This window comes from Actinoplanes sp. CA-030573, assembly GCF_050951115.1.
In the GTDB taxonomy this organism is placed as follows: domain Bacteria; phylum Actinomycetota; class Actinomycetes; order Mycobacteriales; family Micromonosporaceae; genus Actinoplanes.
The window spans coordinates 2,951,776-2,970,113 of sequence record NZ_CP192038.1; the positions used below are offsets into that span (position 1 = coordinate 2,951,776).

The following is an 18,338-nucleotide window of genomic DNA, read 5'->3' on the forward strand; positions in this document are numbered from 1 at the left end:
GCGCGGCGGTGAACCGGTCCCGGGATGGCGGCTCGGTCACGAGGGTGGCGTGACCGGTGGCGGTCCTGAGCCGGTAGACGTCGAGCACCGGGAAGGTCATCCGGTCGCCGGTCGAGCGGCCCGTCACGTACACCAGAAACCGGCCGCGCCGAGCCACCGCGCGATTACCATGCCCACGCCGCGGCTGGCCCGGATTACCACCGCTACCCGACGCCCCGTCATGACGGCGAGGATGGCAAACGGGTGTGACAAGAACCGGCCCAGCGATCGAACATCGCGTCCGGCCGCAGCGCGGCCCGCCGGCCGACACGCTCGCCGACGCCGAGGGCGTCCAGTGCCGTACGCAGCGCGGCCATGGTGGCATCGAACCCGTCGGGCCCAGCACCTCGCGCAGCTGCTCGTCGATGCGGACGCGGGCGGAGCGTACGACCGTAGCCGGCCGAGCCTTTGCCGTCACAACTGGTGACCGCCGGACGGCCGTCGGAGCTTCTAACCCAAACCTCAGCTTTACCGTTCTTGATACGGATCCGGTGTAGCGGGCGGACAGCTTCTTTCGTCTTTGCTATGGATCGGCCATTTGGTCTGTTCGGCGTCTGTTCGGCTTGGTCGAATGATGTCATCCTGCTGCCGGCAGTGTCCGGTGTTGCCGCGGGCTTCTCGTCGTTGAAAGGCGGGCGCGGGCGCCGGTTCAAGGGACATTTTCGGGGCGGCGTGTTTGACGCCTCCATATTTATCGTGGAGTACTGATGTCAAGGATCGGCTGGCGCCGTGCAGGTGCTGTGCACCGTCGAACATTCTCGAAGCATAGCAGAATAGTGTTAGCGTCGCTGATGGCGATAGTGTCAGGTGCAGTTGTCGCCATTTTTGTCGCTGCCCCGACTTTGGCGTTGTTGCTGAATGAGCATGGCGAGCCGCCGAAGGGTCAGCGCTTGACCGACATGGCCGACCACAACGTCGCGGGCAGACTTTCCCTGTCGGCGTTCGCGGCGGATGGGTTTGAGGCGATTGCGGGGTTGTGGGCTGATCGGCAGACGGGTTCGTATTTGTTGGTGCGGCAGGAGGAGGGGGGGTATCGGGGCCGGTGGACGAACGCGACCGGTGATCAGATCATCACGAATAGTTACTGTAATGAGAAGTCGGGTATCGACGCGGTCCGTCCGAACGGGGCCCAGTTCAAAGGCCGTATCTATTTCATTCAGTCGGTCAACGGCGGGAAGTTTTCATGTCATGACGAGGACATCGATCTGAATGTGTCGGGTGGTGGGTCGAACTCGCTGTACACGGTATGGAAAGACAACTTCGGGAATCAGCGGGCGAACAGTTACACGCTGATCTGGCGGTCCTCGCCGGGTTCGGTGGATCCGGACGATCCGATCGTCGGGCAGTGGGACCGCAACGACGGCGTCGATTACGAGGTACATACCGATGGCACGGTGACGAACCTGGAGAACGCGGGGAACTGTCCGGTACCGAAAGGTAACACGGTCGGTTTCGGGATGAGAAGGACCGGCGAGCGGACCTACACGTACTCGCAGTTGCTGTGTAACACCGCCGGGAAAGTGGTAGGCCCGAAAACCTCCACCATCACGATGAACCCGTCGTTCAGCGAAGCTGACGAGTCGACGCCGGGGGTGATCGACCCTCAGGACCATTTGACGTTGATCGAGAACAATTGCTGGCAGTCGGCCGGCCAGTTCGTTCAGGGTCTCTACCAGGGGCTTTTGGGCCGCGCCGGCACGCAGGCCGACTACGACGCGTGGGCCGGCCGGTTGACCGGTGTCCCCGCCGGCCCGCAGCGGCTCGGGGCGGCCCAGGCGCTGGTGCGGGACATGTTCACCACTGCCGAGTTCACGGCCCGCAGCACCGGTCTGACCGATGGGCAGTTCACCGCGGCGCTGTTCCGTGGCCTGATGCACGACGACGTTCAGGACGGCTCCTGGTATTGGGTGCAGCAGCTGCACGCCGGTAACCAGCGGGTAGACGTCCTCAACGCCTTCCTGGCCTCCGACGAGTTCACCGGCAAAGCCGGACGGCTGTGCCGCGGGAAAACCGGTCCCGCCTACACCCCCGAACAAGACCCGCCCTGCTGGCAGTCAGCCGAGCAGATCGTCGCGACCGGCTACCTGGCGGCGCTGGGTCGTAAAGCTGATCCGGGCGGTGCAGCCGGGTTCGTCGACCAGATCAACACCGCCGGCTACGGCACCGCCCGCAGCGACGCGATCCGATCGTTCTACCGCAGCTTGTTCACCAGCGCCGAATACGCGGCGCGGGGCCGCACCGACGGCCAGTTCACCCAGGACGTTTTCCAGGCCGCGCTGCACCGCAGCATCGACGACGGCTCCGGATACTGGGTGAACGGATCCGGGCGGCCGGCCGGGATCAGGCGCTGACCGACATCCTGGCCAACGACGGCTACACCCGCCTCAACACCCAGGTCTGTCTGGACCGGGCCGGTACCGGCTACGACCCGGTCGCCGGGGTCAGCTGCTGGCAATCGACCGACCAGTTCGTCACCGCCCTCTACCGGGCGGCGCTGCGCCGCGAACCCAGCCCCGCCGAAATCGCGAACTGGACCTCCCCGCTACTGGACGTCGACTACGGCGGCGCCCGCCGCGACGCCTCCGCCACCACCGTCCGCGGCATCTTCACCTCGACCGAATACCAAAACCGGCACCGCAACAACCCCGCCTTCGCCACCGACATCTTCAAAGCCGCCCTACACCGCAACGACCCCCAACTCCCCGGCACCTACTGGGTCCAACTACTCGACAGCGGCCAAACCCGCGAAGACGTCCTCAACGGCATCCTCGGCAGCGACGAATACCGGCACAACACCGAACAACTGTGCATCGACACCCCCGGAACCGCCTTCACCCCCGACCCCGACCCCGACACCACCCAACCAATCGGCGCCGTCACCACCGTCACCACCAATGTTGTGACCGGCTGGGCGCACGACGGAGACTCTCCTGAAGCGAAGTCCGTAATTTACAGCACGTTGACGAACGCCGATTCTACTAGCATGGCTTTACCGACCACTATTGCGAACAGTTCCCGCGCTGCATCGAGCGGCAGCAACGGCTCCGACGGCTTTACAGTCAACCTACCGGAGTCTGACAAGAACCGGACACTCGCAGTGCGAATTGAGGGGACAAACCTCGCCGGTGATCCGGCTGGATCAGTAGTTATAAAAACTTCCGTCCCTGGGTGCTGGTAATCGATCGATCAATACCTGAGCACGTTGTGGCAGGTGTCAAGGCACAGGGTGCCGAGCCAAGTAGAGCGAAAAGAGCTTGTTGCCCGACTGAAGGGTGCGTCCGCCGGCGCGGCGCGTGCCACCGTAGCAGCTAAAATTGCGCAGGAAGCGTTCACTAGTTCTGAGTACGTAAGCTTGAAACGCTCGAACTTCCAGGTCGTCCGTGATTTCATGCAAGCCTTGAACCATCGCCCGGGCAGCCAGGATGAACTGAAAGGTTGGGTTCTGAGACTGGTCACTTCCGCGTCAGATAAGAGGGAAACCACGCTTTCCAGAATGTCGGGCACGAAGGAATTTCAGGACCATGCACGACTGCTTTGCGCTGAGGTGTCGGGGCCCGCTTATCGAGGGGTCAGCGACGCGAACAATCCGGCTGAGGGCGCACTGGCGATCACCAACGGCGTTAGCAGCGGATGGGCATGGGATCCGGACACTGATTCGGCTGTGGACGTACAGATCGTTGTCGATGATGCCGTTGTCGGCACGTTCCCCGCCAGTGGTACCGCCACGGGCCAGCCCGGATATGTCGGTGGCAAGCATGGCTACCTTGTCGACCTGAATAGCCTAGCAAATCTCTCCACGGATAGGCGCGTTCAACTTTATGCTTTGGACGTCGACCCGAACGGCAAGCCGACTGGTGCCAAAACCCTCCTCAAGTCGACCAAGGCGGCCAACACCGGCCTGGATTACGCTCACATGGGCGATTCTTATGCTGCCGGGCCCGGAGCGGGCGATTATAAGGAGCCAGAACGTCCATGTTTCCGATCGAAAAATTCGTGGGGAGAGCTGTTCTTCCGCGACCCCACTAATCCATGGCGTGGCCGCATCAGATTCACAAACGTGGCCTGCTCCGGAGCAATCACCGACGACGTCATTCTGGATCAGGTTAAGAGCCTCACTCCAAAAGTAGACCGGGTCACCCTTTCGATTGGTGGCAACGACGTCGGATTCGGCTCGATCGCGAAGGCCTGCAGGCTGCCGCTGGGTGATTGCACCGCGGCAAACAACGTAGCGCGTACACGCATAGCGCGCACGCTCCCCGGCGCCCTGGACAATACGTACAAAGCAATATTCGACGCTACCTCAGGACATGCAAAAATCGTGATCACAGGATATCCCTTGCCTTTCAATGCATCGGTCAAGTGCTCGGGTGGGCTGAGCTCCTCTGACCGGTCGCGTGTGAATGAGACGATCCGTCAACTTGACAACGCCATCGCTGACGCCGTCACTCGATTCAAATCCCAATACAGCGCCGATGTCGTCTACGTCGCGACCAGCGGATACTTCGAGGGTCACCGGTTATGTGATGGCGGTGACGAATGGATCGCGAATGTGGTTAACGCTGATGTCAAACCGGAAGGCATCTACCATCCTAACGCAGGAGGCCATCTCGCCTACCATCAGGCGACGAAGGGCTACTAGACATAATGTCGTTCAGTTGAGGAGCTGATGCGGCAGGCAAGGGATCCTCGACGGAATGTGCGAAGCGGAGTTCCGGTACCAAGGTTCGTCACCAAAGACAACGCCAAGCCAGGGACTCCGCTTCGTCCATCAGATTGCCGAAACCCGCACGGTCACGGTAGCGGTCCGCCGCTCGCCGGAGGTCGCCTCGGCCACTGGATCCGCCCAGTTCCGGTCGAGAGTGTCGACGACGACCCGATCATGATGCATTACGTCCAGCATAAGTCCCTCGTCGCCAGTCCCGGTCGTAAACTATCTACAGCTGACCGTTCATTTGATGATCAACGTAATTGCCAAATAGGCGTTGCTTCCTCGGCGGCCTGACCGGGCTTAAGCCTGCTCTCCCCGTCGGCGAACGCGTTCCGACAGGGCGCGTCAACGGATCGGCGTGGCGCCAGAGCGAGCCGTGAGAGCTGTTCCGCGAATAGGCCGCGACCTCCGTCATGACAGCACAGTGTCATGGTCCTCAGCCGGCCGTCGTCGACGTCAGTACGTAGGCGGTTGACGGTTTGGACGCGTGTGCGAAGCAAGTCGTCGTACTTGGTCACGGATTGTAGCTGAGCGAACATCGGTAACCGGTGAGTGATCGTCTTACATCGAGTTTTGCGGTAAAACGGATTTCAGTGTTGGCCGGTTGGTCACGCGGCGTTCGGTTTGCCGTCACGGTAACCGCCTGGTGAACGGCTTGTGAGGCCGATTGCGGGGGCGGTGGCGACAGGTCCCGCTGTCCGACGCGGTGAAATCTTGGAGACCGTTCGAGCGCGGGCTGCGGTCAATAGGGCGCGAAGCATCTGCGGGCACGCTGCGTAGCTGGTTGAGCGGGGTTGGCGAGACGTTGCGACTCTGGCGCGGCGCGACCGGTTTCGTCCCCGGGCGCGGGCTTCCTTGCGCCTCCAGGCCTGCGAGGGGTTCGCTGACGTGGAAGCTTCGGTCGAAGGCCTCGATGAGTGCCGCAGCGTCTCGGCCCAGCTGTTGCCGCGCTGTCCAGGCTGCGAAGGCGCCGAGAAAATCCGACAATTCCGCGCGGACGACTCCCAGGAGCTCCGGAACCTTCGGCAGGGGAACGTTGATGTCGGCCGAGGAGTTTTCGTCCGGTCGAGTACAAGACAGCCACACCCGAACCTCGCCATCGATGACATCGATGCAGTCATCGGAGTCGTGACCTAGCCAAGGAGTGTCACCATGGAGCAGCCCGATCCAGTCAGTCCATCGCTCCAACCCGACGCAACATCCCGGCGGGAGACTCTGCCCCGCCTGCGCACCATGCAAGACCAGGCCACCGGAGACCCTAAGGCCTTGCCGGGAGCGAGTGGTGAGAGCCTTGACGGTCTTCGCAAGACTCGCGCGCACTCGCACCGACTGAGCCTCAGCCAGTGCCGCAACGACGACGGGCATGTCGTCGTCGGCGCACCCGCCGTCGAGCACAAGGAGCGAACCAGGAGCTCGCTGTGAGGTCCACCATGCCCGTGACGCCGTGCTCGCGGGCGGCACCTCGATGACGGCTTGCAGGCGTGCCGCGGGAGGGTGTGAACTCGCGCGGTGAAAGTGCACCATCTTGATCTCCGCTATCGCTAGCCCGTGTCAACACCGACCGCCCGCGCGGCCGGGGTGCCGGTACTTTAGCTCCTTCTCGAGGCTGAATTAGGATGGCACCGGTGGCATTGCGAACCCCGCGATGCAAGAGCGTCGAGCCGCGACGCGGACCTGTCCCGCCATGTGACCCCGGCGAACTTTTCGCCCGGTCACTGCTAACCGCCCTGAGCTTCGAAATGGGTCCGAAGACAGCCACCGTGACGGTAACGACGACGTGCGAGTTGGACATCGCCCACGGCTACAACCGTCTGACGTGACGGTGGTGTCCCTCCCCGGGAGGCGGCCCGCAGCCGGCCCTGATGCTCGACAGTGGGGCTATCGATCGGACCAGTCTCTCCGGCTAACTGGACATCGGGTTGCGGTCAGCTGGGTGACGTACGACAGCCGCTTGGTAAAGCCGAGGCCGACCTTTACCTGCTGAGTGAGCCGCAGTCAGCGCGGTTTTCGGCGCCGGTGCTCGCGCCGGCGCTGGGTGGTGCTGCGGATCCGGTCGGCGCCGTCGGTGACGCCGGCGATCCGTTCCGCCAGCGTGGCGTGGTCCGGCGTGAGGTATTCGCGGGCGTCGCCGAGCAGCGGGAGCAGGGCGGCCGGGTCGCTGCCGCCGAGGGCGTGGTGCAGCCGGTCGAGGCTCGCCTGGGCGTGCGGCCCGAGGTCGGTCAGGGCGGTGACCTGGCCGGCGAGCTGCCGCAGGTCGGCGCCGTTGTCGCGGGCCCAGTCGGTGACCGCCCGGGTCCCGGCGCGGCGGTCCCGCTCGGCGATGACGCGCTGGTCGGCGGTGGTGGCGGCGTCGTCCTGCGCGGTGCGCCGGACCCGCAGGTAGCGACGCTCGGCCGCCTGGCGGCTGGTGAGCCCCATCGCCGGGGCGAGCGTGGCCCAGCTGGCCCCGGCGGCCCGGGCCGCGGCGATCAGCTGCGGCTCACAGGCGTCGAGGTGGGCACGCAGCCGGCGCAGCGCGACCAGCGCGGTCAGCGCCGCCTGGGCCGGCGGGCCCGGGGGCTCGTCGCCGGTCGCGGCCAGGACCAGCGCGAGCGCGGCCTGCATCGGATCGTCGTCGGAAACACTCACGCCGAACTCCGTCGTCTTTTGAATGACGTTCTACTTGTCGCCTTAACGACGACATGCTATAACCAGAGGTGTGCGCTTTGGCACCCAGGTTGTTCAGCAGATTCGGAGGTGGGAGCGATGCTGGTGCGCACTGACCCGTTCCGCGAGCTCGACCGCTGGACCCGGCAGCTGCTGGGTGACTCCCAGCCGGGCACCTGGTCCCGGCCGGTCGGGATGCCGTTGGACGCCTACAGCACCGACGACGAGTTCATCGTGGCGTTCGACCTGCCCGGCGTGACGCCGGAGAGCATCGAGGTCGACATCGAGCGCAACGTGCTGACCGTCAAGGCCGAGCGGCGGCCGCTCGATCTGGGGAACAACGCGCAGATGCAGGCGTCGGAGCGGCCGCTCGGCGTGTTCTCGCGCCAGTTGATCCTGTCCGATGTCCTCGACAGCGAGCAGGTCCAGGCCGGCTACGACAACGGTGTGCTGGTCCTGCGCATCCCGGTGCTGGAGAAGGCGAAGCCGCGCAAGGTGAGCGTCGCCGTCAACTCCGGCTCACAGTCCGCCATCGACGCCTGATCCCGATCCGTCGACCCGCCCGGCGCGGCGGGGGACACGCCTGCGGAGCCGTCATGAACTGCGAGGTCACCGGCGCCCCGGCCGGCGCGGCCGTGCGGGACGCGTTCATCGACCTGGTCTGCCAGGACGAGGGCCTGCTCCGGGCCGAGTTCGACGCCCTGATCGCCGCCTCCTGGCAGACGCCGCCGGACTCGCCGCCACCGGCGCCGCCGCGGCGTCCCCCGCCCGGGGCCGGACCGCCGGCTCGCCGCGGTGTCCAGCGCGGACGGACGTTCCGAGGCAACACCCCGGCCCGGCGGCACGACCGGCGGCAGCGCGGCCCTCCGGCATCACGCGGGTGAACGCACCATCGGACCCCGGCGATCCGCCGGGGTCCTCGTGCGTCACCGGGCCGGGCAGACACGCAGCGGCGGCGGGGCCGGGATCCGGGCCGCGGGGGAGCAGTCGAACCGCTCGTCGATCAGCGCCCGCACCTCGGGTGCCGACCGCTCGAGGCTGAACCAGCCGGTCTGCACGATCAGGTACTTGGCGTCGCGGTCCTCGGTCAGGCACCGCAGGTTGTCGGCGTAGCTGGGACGGGTCCGCATCCGCGGTGTGCCGGCCGCGCGCTGCAACCACAGCGGCGACGGGTACCGGCAGCTGGTCGGATTGCCCATGCCGTGGTTGACCGTGCCGTACGTCAGATATAGCACCGGGGTGCCGGAGCCGAGCCGCCGGCCGAAAGCGACCAGTCGCGCATCGCCCGACGGGCCGTTGTGGACGTTGTGGTCGTAGGTGGCGAACGTGTACGGGTTACCCGGCACCACCGGCGGCAGCAGCGCGAAGCACAGCACCAGCACACCGGCGAACCAGGGCAGCGACATCGTCGTCCGGCCGGCGAGGAACCAGGCCGCGACGGCAAGGGCAACGGCGCCGATCTCGTACGCCCAGACGACCGGCCCGGCGTGCTCCAGGCGCCAGGAGGCGGGCTGTCGCATGAGCACGAGGCTGACGACCGTGATCAGCACCGTGGCGGCGGCGAGCGGCAGCCGGAACCCCGGGCAGAGCGCGAAGGCGGCGCCACCGACCCCGGCCGCGAGGACCAGGGTGGAGGCGAAGTGGTAGTTGAAGAACTCCCCCTGCCCGTACGCGGGAGCCAGCGACAACGCGCCCCCGGCCACCGCGACCGCCGCGCCCAGCCATCGCCGACGTCCCTCCTCGCGGCGGATGAGCGCCACCGCCGCGGCCGGCGCCACCGCCACGACCGGGCTGAGCACCGCCAGATCGCCGACCGCGAAGCGCAGCATGCGCAGGTCGTCGAGGTGGATGCCCTGCGGTTTGCTGTGCACGAGGTTGGCCAGGTCGCTCAGCCAGGTCCACTCCCACGGCTGGAAGTGCTTGGTCAGCAGGTACCAGAGCCCGACCGAGACGACCGTCGACAGCGCCGCCCACGCAGCCCGGCGCCGGTCGAACAGGACGATGACGAGCAGCGCGATCAGCGCGATCGGGAAGGTGGACGCCTTGACCGCCACGACCAGCATCGCCGCCGGGCCGGCCAGCAGCCCGCCGAGCCACGGCGGCCGCGGCGCACAGGCGGCGCCGACCGTCAGCACCGCGGCGAGCGCGGCGACCCAGTCCGGCTCGAGGAAGTGCCAGGGCGGCGCGATGAGCAGGGCCAGGCCGGTGGCGGTCGCGATCCCGGCCGCCGCCGTCCGCCCGGCGACCCGCCGCACGCCCACGAACAGCAGCGCGACCACGGCGAGGACCACGACGTACGTCTCGATGCGGATCAGCAGGTTGGCCTTGTTCGACGCGGCGCCCGCGCCGAGCAGCAGGTGGCCCTGGTCGAGCGCGGCCATCAGCAGCTTGTAGGCCAGCGGCCGGGAGACGAAGATGTCCCAGATGCTCACGCCGCCCTTGCCGGCGGTCTCGATGCCGCCGAGGGCGTAACGCACATCGCCGTTGAGGTCCGGCCGGGCGGCCACCGCGACCGCGGCCAGCGCCACGAGCGCGGCCACCGCCGCGCCCGCCGTCCGCGCCGTTCTCTGCTGCACCGCTCGAGCTTAGTTGCCGGGCCTCCGGTCCGTGCCGGGATCTTGATCAAGGCGAGGGGTCATGAGACGTAGATCGAGTACTTGGCGGTCCAGCGGTTGGCGGTGCCGAAGGTGGCGGGCCAGGTGCCGTACGGGGTGGGTGCGCTCCAGGCGCCCTGGTTGGCGGTGCCGGTGTCGTAGCTGAGGTTGTTGTCGCCGTTGGTGTTGTACATCAGCCAGTAGGCGGTGTTGGGGGCGAGGGTGGCGCTGATCGGCCTGGTGTTCCAGGAGTTGGCGGTCAGGGTGCCGGCGGTGCTGGTGGCGACCCGGGCGCCGGGCGAGCCGTTGGCGTCGGCGTAGATGGCGACCTGGAACTGGTTGTTCGGCGCGGCCTGCACCGACCGGAGGTAGACCGACATCTGGCCGACCGTGAGCGCGGTCGCGCCGGTGACGAACCGCGAGCCGTTCATGTAGTTGGCGTCGCCGGCGTCCAGCGTGCCGCCCACCTGGTCGTATCCCAGCCGCGGGGCGCTCGGGTCGGTGGTGGTGAAGGAGAACTGGTGGTCGGCCGCGAGCGCGTTGCCGGCCGCATCGGTGACGCCCGTCCGGACCGTCACCGTATAGGTGGTGGAGGCGGCCAGCGCGGCGGACGGCGTGATCACCGCGGCCTGGCCGGTCGCGTCATAGGCGACGGTACGGCCGACGAGCGCCCCGCCCGGACCGCGCAGCTCCAGGTTCGCCGCCGTGATGGTGCCGGCCGCCATGCCCTCGCTGAACCGCACCGTGATCGGTGCGGTCAGGGCCACCCCGGTCGCGCCGCCGGCCGGGGTCGTGGAGGTCACCGCCGGGGCCACGGTGTCGGCGCCGAGGGTCGCGTAGATGGAGAACTTGGTGGTCCAGCGGTTGGCGGTGCCGAAGGTGGCGGGCCAGGTGCCGTACGGGGTGGGTGCGCTCCAGGCGCCCTGGTTGGCGGTGCCGGTGTCGTAGCTGAGGTTGTTGTCGCCGTTGGTGTTGTACATCAGCCAGTAGGCGGTGTTGGGGGCGAGGGTGGCGCTGATCGGCCTGGTGTTCCAGGAGTTGGCGGTCAGGGTGCCGGCGGTGCTGGTGGCGACCCGGGCGCCGGGCGAGCCGTTGGCGTCGGCGTAGATGGCCATCTGGAACTGGTTGTTCGGCGCCGCCTTCACCGCCTTGGCGTACACCGACATGGACGTCACCGTCGCCGGGCCGGAGCCGGTGACGAACCGCGAGCCGTTCATGTAGTTCATGTCGCCGGAGTCGGTCGACGCGCCGACCTGGGTGTAGCCGATCCGCTGCGGTGCCGCGGCCTGGTACGTCGCGGTGTAGGTGGTCGCGGCCGTGGGCGCGGTGATGACGTGGGTCGGTGCCCCGCCGTCGGACCAGGACGCGAACGTCGAGGAGCCCTGCGGCGACGGCGCCGACACCGAGTTGGCCGAGCCTTGGATGACGGTACGGGAGAACGGTGTGGTGCCCGACGCCGAGCCGACGGTGAGCTGGAGCCCGGACGGCACGGTGGTGAAGGTCAGGTCGACCGTCTGCGGGTCCAGCCGGCGCGACACGGTGTGGGTCAGGCCCTGCTGGTCAGTGGCCCTGAGCTTGAGCTCCAGATAGGACGGATAATCGTGGTCGGGCGCCTGGAACGACCCGGACGCCACCCCGGTCCAGGTGCGGATGTCGTGCTCGTGGCAGGTGTCCGGGGCCGAGCAGTGGTGCATGACCAGGTCCCAGTCGAGGCGCGACGCGGGCAGGTTGCCCTCCTGCGGATCGGTGGCGTGGCCGGAGAAGGCCAGGGTGTCGCCGACCTTCCAGGTCGTGTTCAGGACCGGCGTGTCGATCACCGCGGTCGGCGCCTCGTTGCCGGGCGTGACGGCGATCGTGCTGGTGGCGGTCGCGTTCAGCGTGTCGGTCACGGTCAGCCGCGCGGTGTACGAGCCGGCCGTGCCGTACGTGAACGTCGCCGTCGGCGAGGTCGAGTCGGTCACCCCGTCGTCGGTGAAGTCCCAGGCGTAGCGCAGGCGACCCTGGTCGGCCGGGTCGGGGTCGGTGGAGCCGGTGGCGTTGAACGTCACCGTCAGCGGCGCCGGGCCGGATCGTGCCGCCGAGGTCGGCGTAGTAGAGCTCGCCGCCGGGCCCGACCTCGAGGTCGACCGGGCCCGCCGCGTCGGAGACGAAGGTCTGCAGGTTGGCCGGGTCGGGCAGCCCGCCCGGCGTGGACGGCAGCGACGCCCAGATGCAGCGGCGCGAGTAGTCGGCGAAGAAGACCGCGCCGTTGTACGCGGCCGGGTACGGTCCGCCGGCGACCGGGTAGAACGCGACGCCGGTCGAGGACGAGCTGCCGGTCGGGCACGCCTCGCCGGCGACCAGCTTGCTCGCGTGGTTCCAGGCGACGAACGGCGCGGTGTGCGCCCCGGCCGGCGCCGCGTAGAAGTCCTCGCAGACGGGCAGGTTGGCGCTGTCGTACCCGGACTGCCGGGCGTTGCCCTCGTAGCAGGGCCAGCCGAAGTTGGTGGTGGCGGCGGTCGGGCTGACCACCCGGTCGACCTCCTCCCAGGTGTTCCACCCGGTGTCGGAGATCCAGGCCTCGTCGGTGCCGGGCCGCATGGTGATCCGGAACGGGTTGCGCAGTCCCGCGGCCACGATCCGGCGGGTGTCGGGGTCGGCCGAGCCGGCGTTCGGGTTGCCGGGCGCGGCGGCGCCGGTGGCCGGGTCGAGCCGCAGCAGCGAGCCGTTGAGCGCGGTCTCGTCGCCGGTCGTGCGGATGTCCTGTGACCGCAGCGCCCCGCCCTCGTTCGGCGGGTCGGCGCACGGATTGGTCGGCGCCCCGGCCGGGAACTGGCCGTAGTCGACCGCGTTGAAGCTCGCGCCGTCGCCGGCCGAGACGTAGAGCATCCCGTCGGCGCCGAAGGCGAGGTCGCCGATCGAGTGGCTCGGGAACTGCTGGCACCAGTCGGTCAGCAGCACCTGCTCGGAGCCGGTCATCGTGTCGCCGTCGGCCCGCAGCCGGGAGAGCCGGCCGGTGACCACGCACGTCCCGTCGTTGGCGTTGGCGCACACGTCGTTCCAGACCGGGGCGGTACGCCCGGGCGGGGCGTCGTAGGTGTACAGCACGTAGACGTACGGGTCGGCGGGGAAGTTGGGGGCCAGGGCCATGCCGAGCAGACCCCGGTCCCATTGGTTGTGCACGTTGACCGACAGGTCGGCGAACACGGTCGGGGTCGGGTCGGCCAGATCGTCGAACACCTTGATCCGGCCGCCCTTCTCGGCGACGAAGACGCGGCCGTCCGGGGAGAACTCCAGGTTCGTCGGTGAGCTGAGGCCGCTGAAGACGACCTGTTCCTGGAAGCCGCTCGGCAGCGCGACCGCGGCCGCCGGCCGCGCGCCGGCGAACGACGTCATCGTCACCACGGCCGCCATCGCGACCAACCCACTCAGCACACGCCGCACCATCCACGGATCCTAAGAGGACTCTCGCTTTCCGATGTGTCGGCCGGGAGACGCGATCGCCCGCCGACCGGCCAGAACTGGCCGTCCGTCCGGAGGATGCGCCTGGCGCCGCGTTCGTGGACGTGTTTGCATGCCTCGATGATCGTGGCAGCACTCGGCCGGTGGTGTGCCCGCCGGCGGTGGCCGGTGCTCGGCGCCTGGCTGATCCTGACCACCGCCGGCCTGGTGCTCGGCGGTCAGGTCTTCGACCGGCTCGCCACCACCGGCAGCCTCCGGCCGGAGGCCGAGTCGCAGCGCGCCGAGCGGCGGATCGACGTCCTGCGGCCCGAGGGCCCGGTCGTCGTCGCCGTGGTCGGTGGGCGCGACGTGTACGACCAGGCGCTGGTCCGCGACATCACGGCCGTCACCGGCGAGATCCGCGACATCGACGGCGTCGCGGCGGTCGACGACCTGTACAGCGCTCCGGGCGGCCGGATCGGCGCCGACAACCGCAGTTCGCTGATCCGGGTCGAGCTCGACCGCGGCCTCCCGGACGACCGCCGGGAGCGGGTCGAGGACGCGGTCGCCGCCGCGCTGCACCGCATCGACGCGCCCGAGGTGCTGGTCGGCGGCGAGAAGCTGGCCGAGCGGGCGTTCGCCGACCAGGCCGTCGCGGACGCCGCCCGGGGCGAGACCGTCGCCATCGTCGTCCTGCTGGCGGTGCTGACCCTGGTCCTCGGCGGCTTCGTGGCCGGCCTGATCCCGCTCGCCGCGGCGGTGGCCACCGTGTCGGTGACCCTGCTCGGCCTGTTCGGGCTCACCGCGCTGACCCCGGTCAGCGAGTTCACCGTCAACGTGGTCACCCTGCTCGGCATCGGTCTCGCCGTCGACTACGCGCTGCTGGTGATCGCCCGGTTCCGCGAGGAGCGCGCGGCCGATCCCGGCGCCCCGGTCGCCGAGCTGGTCGCCCGCACCGCCGCCACTGCCGGCCGTACCGTGCTGATCTCCGGGCTCGCCGTCGGCGCCGCGATGGCCGGCCTGTTCGCGTTCGCCGAGCCGCTGCTGGGCGCGATGGCGCTGGGCGGCGCGGTCGCGGTGCTGCTGGCCACGCTGGCCGGCCTGACCGCGGTGCCGGCGCTGATCGCGGTGGCCCACCGGCGGATTCCGGCCGCCCGCGCCCGCCGGTCCGGCCCCGGTCTGCTGGGACGTCTCGCCGCGTTCGCCCAGCACCGGCCGAAGCCGGTCGCGGTCGCCGTCACGGCCGGCCTGCTCGTGCTGGCGCTGCCGTTCGTGCTCGCGGTCAACCTGGAGAACTCCGACGCCCGCGCGCTGCCCGCCGCGGCCGAGGCCCGCAAGCTGCAGGAGTCGGTGCGGCGGGACTTCAGCGGCGGCCAGGCCGACCCCATCGTCGTGGTCGCCGACGCCGACCCGGCCTCGATGCGTGACTTTCTCAACGCGATCAACGCACTGGACGGCGTGCTGCGGGTGGAGCCGCGCCCGGACATCACCGGCGCCGCGGCGGTGATCGACGTGACACCGTCGGGCGCGACCGCGGACCGGACCTCCCGCGACGTCGTACGAGCGATTCGTGCGCTGAAGCCGCCGTTCCCGGTGCTCGTCGGCGGGGCCGCGGCTGAGCTGGTCGACTACCGGGGCTCGGTGGCCGCCCGGTTCCCGGTCGCGGTGCTGGTCATCCTGCTGACGACGGCGGTGCTGCTGTTCGTGTTGACCGGCTCGCTGGTCATGCCGGTCAAGGCGGTGCTGTTGAACGCGCTCACCCTGCTCGCCACGCTCGGTGTCCTGGTCGTCGTGTTCCAGTGGGGCGTGGGCGACGCCCTGCTGGGCTTCGACTCGTGGGGCGCGATCGACGTGACCACGCCCGTCCTGCTGTTCGTGTTCGTGTTCGGGCTCTCGATGGACTACGAGGTGTTCCTGCTCGCCCGGGTCAAAGAGGAGTGGGACCGGCGCGGTCCGGGCCGCCGCCCGGGGTCCGGCGACGACGCCGTCCGGGCCGGCATCGAGAAGTCCGGCCCGGTCGTCACCGCGGCCGCGCTGTGCATCGGCGTGGTCTTCCTCGGCTTCCTGCTCGGCGACCTGATCGCGGTCAAGGAGGTCGGCTTCGCGATGGCGGTCGCGCTGCTGCTCGACGTCACCGTCGTGCGCGGCCTGCTCCTGCCGGCCGTGATGAGCCTGCTCGGCGAGTGGAACTGGTGGGCGCCGGCACCCCTGCGCCGGCTGCACCAGCGCTGGTTCGCCGGCGGGACGGTCCGCGATCTCGGGGCCTGATCTGCGACACCTCATACTTTCGGCTAGCACTTGCACGCCCGAACGGCTATGTTGGCTACGGCGGCGGGGACCGCACTGTCAGGGGAGAGCCTTGATGCAGGTTTCGGCGATTTCCGTACGCCGTGGCAACGTCAACTTGAACACCGAACGGGCGGGCGCGCTGATGCAGGCGCTGGCCGGCATGGATGCCGCCGATCGGGACCGTGAAGATCTTCGCGGCCGGGTGATCGAGGCGTGGCTTCCCCTGGCGCAGCACCTGGCGCGCCGTTATCTCGGGCGCGGGGAGCCCGCCGACGACCTCATACAGGTTGCCGTGGTCGGGCTGATCAAGGCGGTCGACCGGTACGACGTGGATCACGGCGTCGACTTCGCCGCGTTCGCCGTCCCGACCATCCTGGGCGAGATCAAGCGGCACTTCCGGGACCGGGCGTGGGCCATCCGCGTCCCCCGGCGGCTGCAAGAGCTGCGCATGTCCATCACCGCGGCGAACAACACGCTGAGCCACCGCCTCGGCCGGGCGCCGACCGTCGCCGACATCGCCGAGCACCTCGGCGTCGGCGAGGAGGACGTGCTCGAAGGGCTGGAAGGGGCCCGGGCGTACAGCGCCACCAGCCTGTCCACCCCGCTCGGGGACGAGGGCGGCCAGGAGCTCGGCGACACCCTGGGATCCGACGACCACGAGTTCGAGCTGGCCGAGCTGCGGATCGCGCTCGGCCCGGCGATGGCCAGCCTCTCCGAGCGCGAGCAGACGATCCTGTCGCTGCGCTTCTACGGCAACCGCACGCAGACCGAGATCGCCGAGCAGATCGGCATCTCCCAGATGCACGTCTCCCGGCTGCTGGCCAAGGCGCTGGAGAAGCTGCGCGTGCTGATCGACGGTGATGCCGGCCGGTGACCTGCCCGGCTCATCACTATCGATGGAAGATGCCACGAGCGACACCCTGCGCGATCTTGCCGTTGCGATACGTTGCGGTGAGTCGAGCAGGAGGTTGAACGATGCGGCGGGTCGGCGTGGTCTTCGGTGTGCTCGTACTGGTCCTCGGCCTGGCCGCCGCGCCCGCCCCGGCCCATCCGCGACCGGGCCCGCTCGGCCCCTTCACCCACCTGGTCGTGATCTACCAGGAGAACCACAGCTTCGACAACCTGTACGGCGGCTGGGGACGGGTCGGCGACCAGCGGGTCGACGGGCGGGGCGCGCCCGGTTACGCGCGCCGCGCCGTGCAGGTCCGGCAGGACGGCACCCCCTACCGGTGCCTCTACCAGAACGATCCGAGCCTGGCCACGCCGCCGCTGGACGCCGCCTGCGGCACCGACACGGCGACCAACGGGTTCGGCTACGCCAGCCACTTCCGCAACCGGCCGTTCTCGATCAACGACTACATCACGCCGGAGAGCCCGACCTGCCCCGGCGGCACGCCCGGCGGCTGCACCCGCGACCTGGTGCACCGCTTCTACCAGGAGCAGTACCAGCTGGACGGCGGCCGGATGGACCGGTACAGCACCGGCAGCGACGCGGCCGGCCTCACCCAGGGCTACTACGACACCCGCCAGCTGCCCGTCTACCAGTTCCTGCACGCGGCCGGGGCCCGGCACTACGTGGTCGCCGACCGGTTCTTCCAGGCCGCGTTCGGCGGCTCGTTCCTCAACCACCAGTACCTGGTGGCCGCCCAGGCGCCGCCGTGGCGGGACGCGCCCACGACCGCGCACTCCGTGGTCGACGCCGAGGGCTTTCCGAACCCCAACCCGCCGGCGAGCGGCACCGGCGTCCGGCCGTACCCGCTGCACACCAGCGACCCGGGGCTCAACGACGGCCCGCTCACCCAGACGTGCCCCGGCCGGAGCGGCTTCGCGTGCGGCGACTACGCGGTCAACACCGTCCAGCCGGCCAATCCGCCCAGCGCGGGCGGCGCCAACACGCTGCCGCTGGTCAACAACGTCGACCCGGCGGCCCCGGACTACCGCCGCACCATCGGCGACGAGCTGTCCGGCCGGAACATCAGCTGGGCCTGGTACGCCGGCGGCTGGGACGACGCTGCCGCCGGCCATCCCGGCCCGCTGTTCCAGTACCACCACCAGCCGTTCAACTACTTCGCCCGGTACGCGCCCGGCTACGTCGACCCGCGCACCGGCGAGCACCCCCGTGACCACCTGCAGGACGAGACCCGCTTCTTCGCGGCCGCCCGGCAGGGCACGCTTCCGGCGGTCAGCTTCGTCAAGCCGTACGGGGCCGAGAACGAGCACCCCGGCTACGCGAGCACCGACAACGGTGAGCGGCACCTGGTCGACCTGATCACCGCGGTGGTGACCGGCCCGCAGGCGGCCAAAACCCTGATCGTGGTGACCTACGACGAGTTCGGCGGCCAGTGGGACCACGTCGTGCCGCCCGGCCAGGGCCGGCACGCCACGCCCGGGGTGTCCGACGAGTACGGTCCCGGCACCCGCATCCCCGCCCTGCTGATCTCCCCGTCGCTGCGCCGGTCCGGGGTGGACCACACCCCGTACGACACCACCTCGATCCTGCGCACGATCGAGCGGCAGTACGGGCTGGCGCCGCTCGACACCCGGTTCGGCCGGGACGCCCGGGTCAGCGACCTCGGCCCCGCGCTGCGCACCGGCGGCGTCCGGCACGGCTGATCTCGCGCCGAACGGGACGCCGCCGACCG

General features: G+C 69.1%; 13 protein-coding genes and 1 pseudogene. 9 read left to right on the forward strand and 5 right to left on the reverse strand.

Annotation, left to right across the window (positions count from 1 at the left end; translation table 11 throughout):
* Positions 1-218: 218 nt before the first annotated feature.
* The gene (locus tag ACQP2F_RS13700) at positions 219-356 is read right to left on the reverse strand and encodes a hypothetical protein (protein WP_433304025.1); all 138 of its coding nucleotides are present in this window, start codon (positions 354-356) and stop codon (positions 219-221) included.
* 208 nt (positions 357-564) lie between these two features.
* Between ACQP2F_RS13700 and ACQP2F_RS13705 the strand changes: the two genes are divergently transcribed.
* The 4 genes from ACQP2F_RS13705 (at position 565) to ACQP2F_RS13720 (ending at position 4,678) form a co-directional block, all read left to right on the forward strand.
* Entirely contained in the window at positions 565-747 is a 183-nt protein-coding gene (locus ACQP2F_RS13705) for a hypothetical protein (RefSeq protein WP_433304027.1), read from the forward strand.
* 191 nt (positions 748-938) lie between these two features.
* Entirely contained in the window at positions 939-2,390 is a 1,452-nt protein-coding gene (locus tag ACQP2F_RS13710) for a DUF4214 domain-containing protein (protein ID WP_433307479.1), read from the forward strand.
* Positions 2,391-2,701: 311 nt separating this feature from the next.
* Positions 2,702-3,217: a DUF4214 domain-containing protein gene (locus ACQP2F_RS13715; protein ID WP_433307481.1), complete on the forward strand. Its 516-nt coding sequence runs from the start codon at positions 2,702-2,704 to the stop codon at positions 3,215-3,217.
* A gap of 174 nt (positions 3,218-3,391) precedes the next feature.
* A complete protein-coding gene (locus ACQP2F_RS13720) occupies positions 3,392-4,678 on the forward strand; it encodes an SGNH/GDSL hydrolase family protein (RefSeq protein WP_433304029.1) in 1,287 nt (428 codons plus the stop codon).
* A gap of 2,064 nt (positions 4,679-6,742) precedes the next feature.
* On the opposite strand, the gene ACQP2F_RS13725 is transcribed toward ACQP2F_RS13720, so the two are convergent.
* Positions 6,743-7,375, reverse strand: a complete 633-nt coding sequence (locus ACQP2F_RS13725; protein ID WP_433304031.1) for a hypothetical protein — start codon at positions 7,373-7,375, stop codon at positions 6,743-6,745.
* Positions 7,376-7,492: 117 nt separating this feature from the next.
* Here ACQP2F_RS13725 and ACQP2F_RS13730 point away from each other — a divergent pair, with 117 nt between their 5' ends.
* Both ACQP2F_RS13730 and ACQP2F_RS13735 read left to right on the forward strand, forming a co-directional pair.
* Positions 7,493-7,936: an Hsp20/alpha crystallin family protein gene (locus tag ACQP2F_RS13730; protein WP_433304032.1), complete on the forward strand. Its 444-nt coding sequence runs from the start codon at positions 7,493-7,495 to the stop codon at positions 7,934-7,936.
* A 53-nt stretch (positions 7,937-7,989) separates the two neighbouring features.
* A complete protein-coding gene (locus ACQP2F_RS13735; RefSeq protein ID WP_433304033.1) occupies positions 7,990-8,277 on the forward strand; it encodes a hypothetical protein in 288 nt (95 codons plus the stop codon).
* Between the two features lie 42 nt (positions 8,278-8,319).
* Here the strand turns inward: ACQP2F_RS13735 and ACQP2F_RS13740 are convergent, their stop codons facing one another.
* The 3 genes and pseudogenes from ACQP2F_RS13740 to ACQP2F_RS13750 form a co-directional block, all read right to left on the reverse strand.
* A complete protein-coding gene (locus tag ACQP2F_RS13740) occupies positions 8,320-9,969 on the reverse strand; it encodes a hypothetical protein (RefSeq protein WP_433304035.1) in 1,650 nt (549 codons plus the stop codon).
* A gap of 59 nt (positions 9,970-10,028) precedes the next feature.
* The gene (locus ACQP2F_RS13745; protein ID WP_433304037.1) at positions 10,029-12,035 is read right to left on the reverse strand and encodes an Ig-like domain-containing protein; all 2,007 of its coding nucleotides are present in this window, start codon (positions 12,033-12,035) and stop codon (positions 10,029-10,031) included.
* A 448-nt stretch (positions 12,036-12,483) separates the two neighbouring features.
* Positions 12,484-13,413 (reverse strand): annotated as a pseudogene (locus ACQP2F_RS13750) (PQQ-dependent sugar dehydrogenase); the annotation flags it as partial.
* Between the two features lie 135 nt (positions 13,414-13,548).
* Here ACQP2F_RS13750 and ACQP2F_RS13755 point away from each other — a divergent pair.
* The 3 genes from ACQP2F_RS13755 to acpA all read left to right on the forward strand — a co-directional run bounded on the left by ACQP2F_RS13755 (position 13,549) and on the right by acpA (position 18,309).
* Positions 13,549-15,675, forward strand: coding sequence for an MMPL family transporter (locus tag ACQP2F_RS13755; RefSeq protein WP_433304038.1), 2,127 nt, complete (start codon positions 13,549-13,551; stop codon positions 15,673-15,675).
* 94 nt (positions 15,676-15,769) lie between these two features.
* On the forward strand, positions 15,770-16,570 hold the full coding sequence (locus ACQP2F_RS13760; protein ID WP_433304040.1) for an RNA polymerase sigma factor SigF: 801 nt from the start codon (positions 15,770-15,772) through the stop codon (positions 16,568-16,570).
* 101 nt (positions 16,571-16,671) lie between these two features.
* Entirely contained in the window at positions 16,672-18,309 is a 1,638-nt protein-coding gene (acpA, locus tag ACQP2F_RS13765; protein ID WP_433304041.1) for an acid phosphatase, read from the forward strand.
* Positions 18,310-18,338: the final 29 nt, after the last annotated feature.

Excerpts from the sequence above, each read along its gene's own strand:
- ACQP2F_RS13760 (WP_433304040.1), top strand. The coding sequence starts at position 15,770 with ATGCAGGTTTCGGCGATTTCCGTACGCCGTGGCAACGTCAACTTGAAC.
- ACQP2F_RS13700 (WP_433304025.1), bottom strand. The coding sequence starts at position 356 with ATGGCCGCGCTGCGTACGGCACTGGACGCCCTCGGCGTCGGCGAGCGT.
- ACQP2F_RS13755 (WP_433304038.1), top strand. The coding sequence starts at position 13,549 with ATGATCGTGGCAGCACTCGGCCGGTGGTGTGCCCGCCGGCGGTGGCCG.
- ACQP2F_RS13730 (WP_433304032.1), top strand. The coding sequence starts at position 7,493 with ATGCTGGTGCGCACTGACCCGTTCCGCGAGCTCGACCGCTGGACCCGG.
- acpA (WP_433304041.1), top strand. The coding sequence starts at position 16,672 with ATGCGGCGGGTCGGCGTGGTCTTCGGTGTGCTCGTACTGGTCCTCGGC.
- ACQP2F_RS13705 (WP_433304027.1), top strand. The coding sequence starts at position 565 with ATGGATCGGCCATTTGGTCTGTTCGGCGTCTGTTCGGCTTGGTCGAAT.
- ACQP2F_RS13735 (WP_433304033.1), top strand. The coding sequence starts at position 7,990 with ATGAACTGCGAGGTCACCGGCGCCCCGGCCGGCGCGGCCGTGCGGGAC.
- ACQP2F_RS13710 (WP_433307479.1), top strand. The coding sequence starts at position 939 with ATGGCCGACCACAACGTCGCGGGCAGACTTTCCCTGTCGGCGTTCGCG.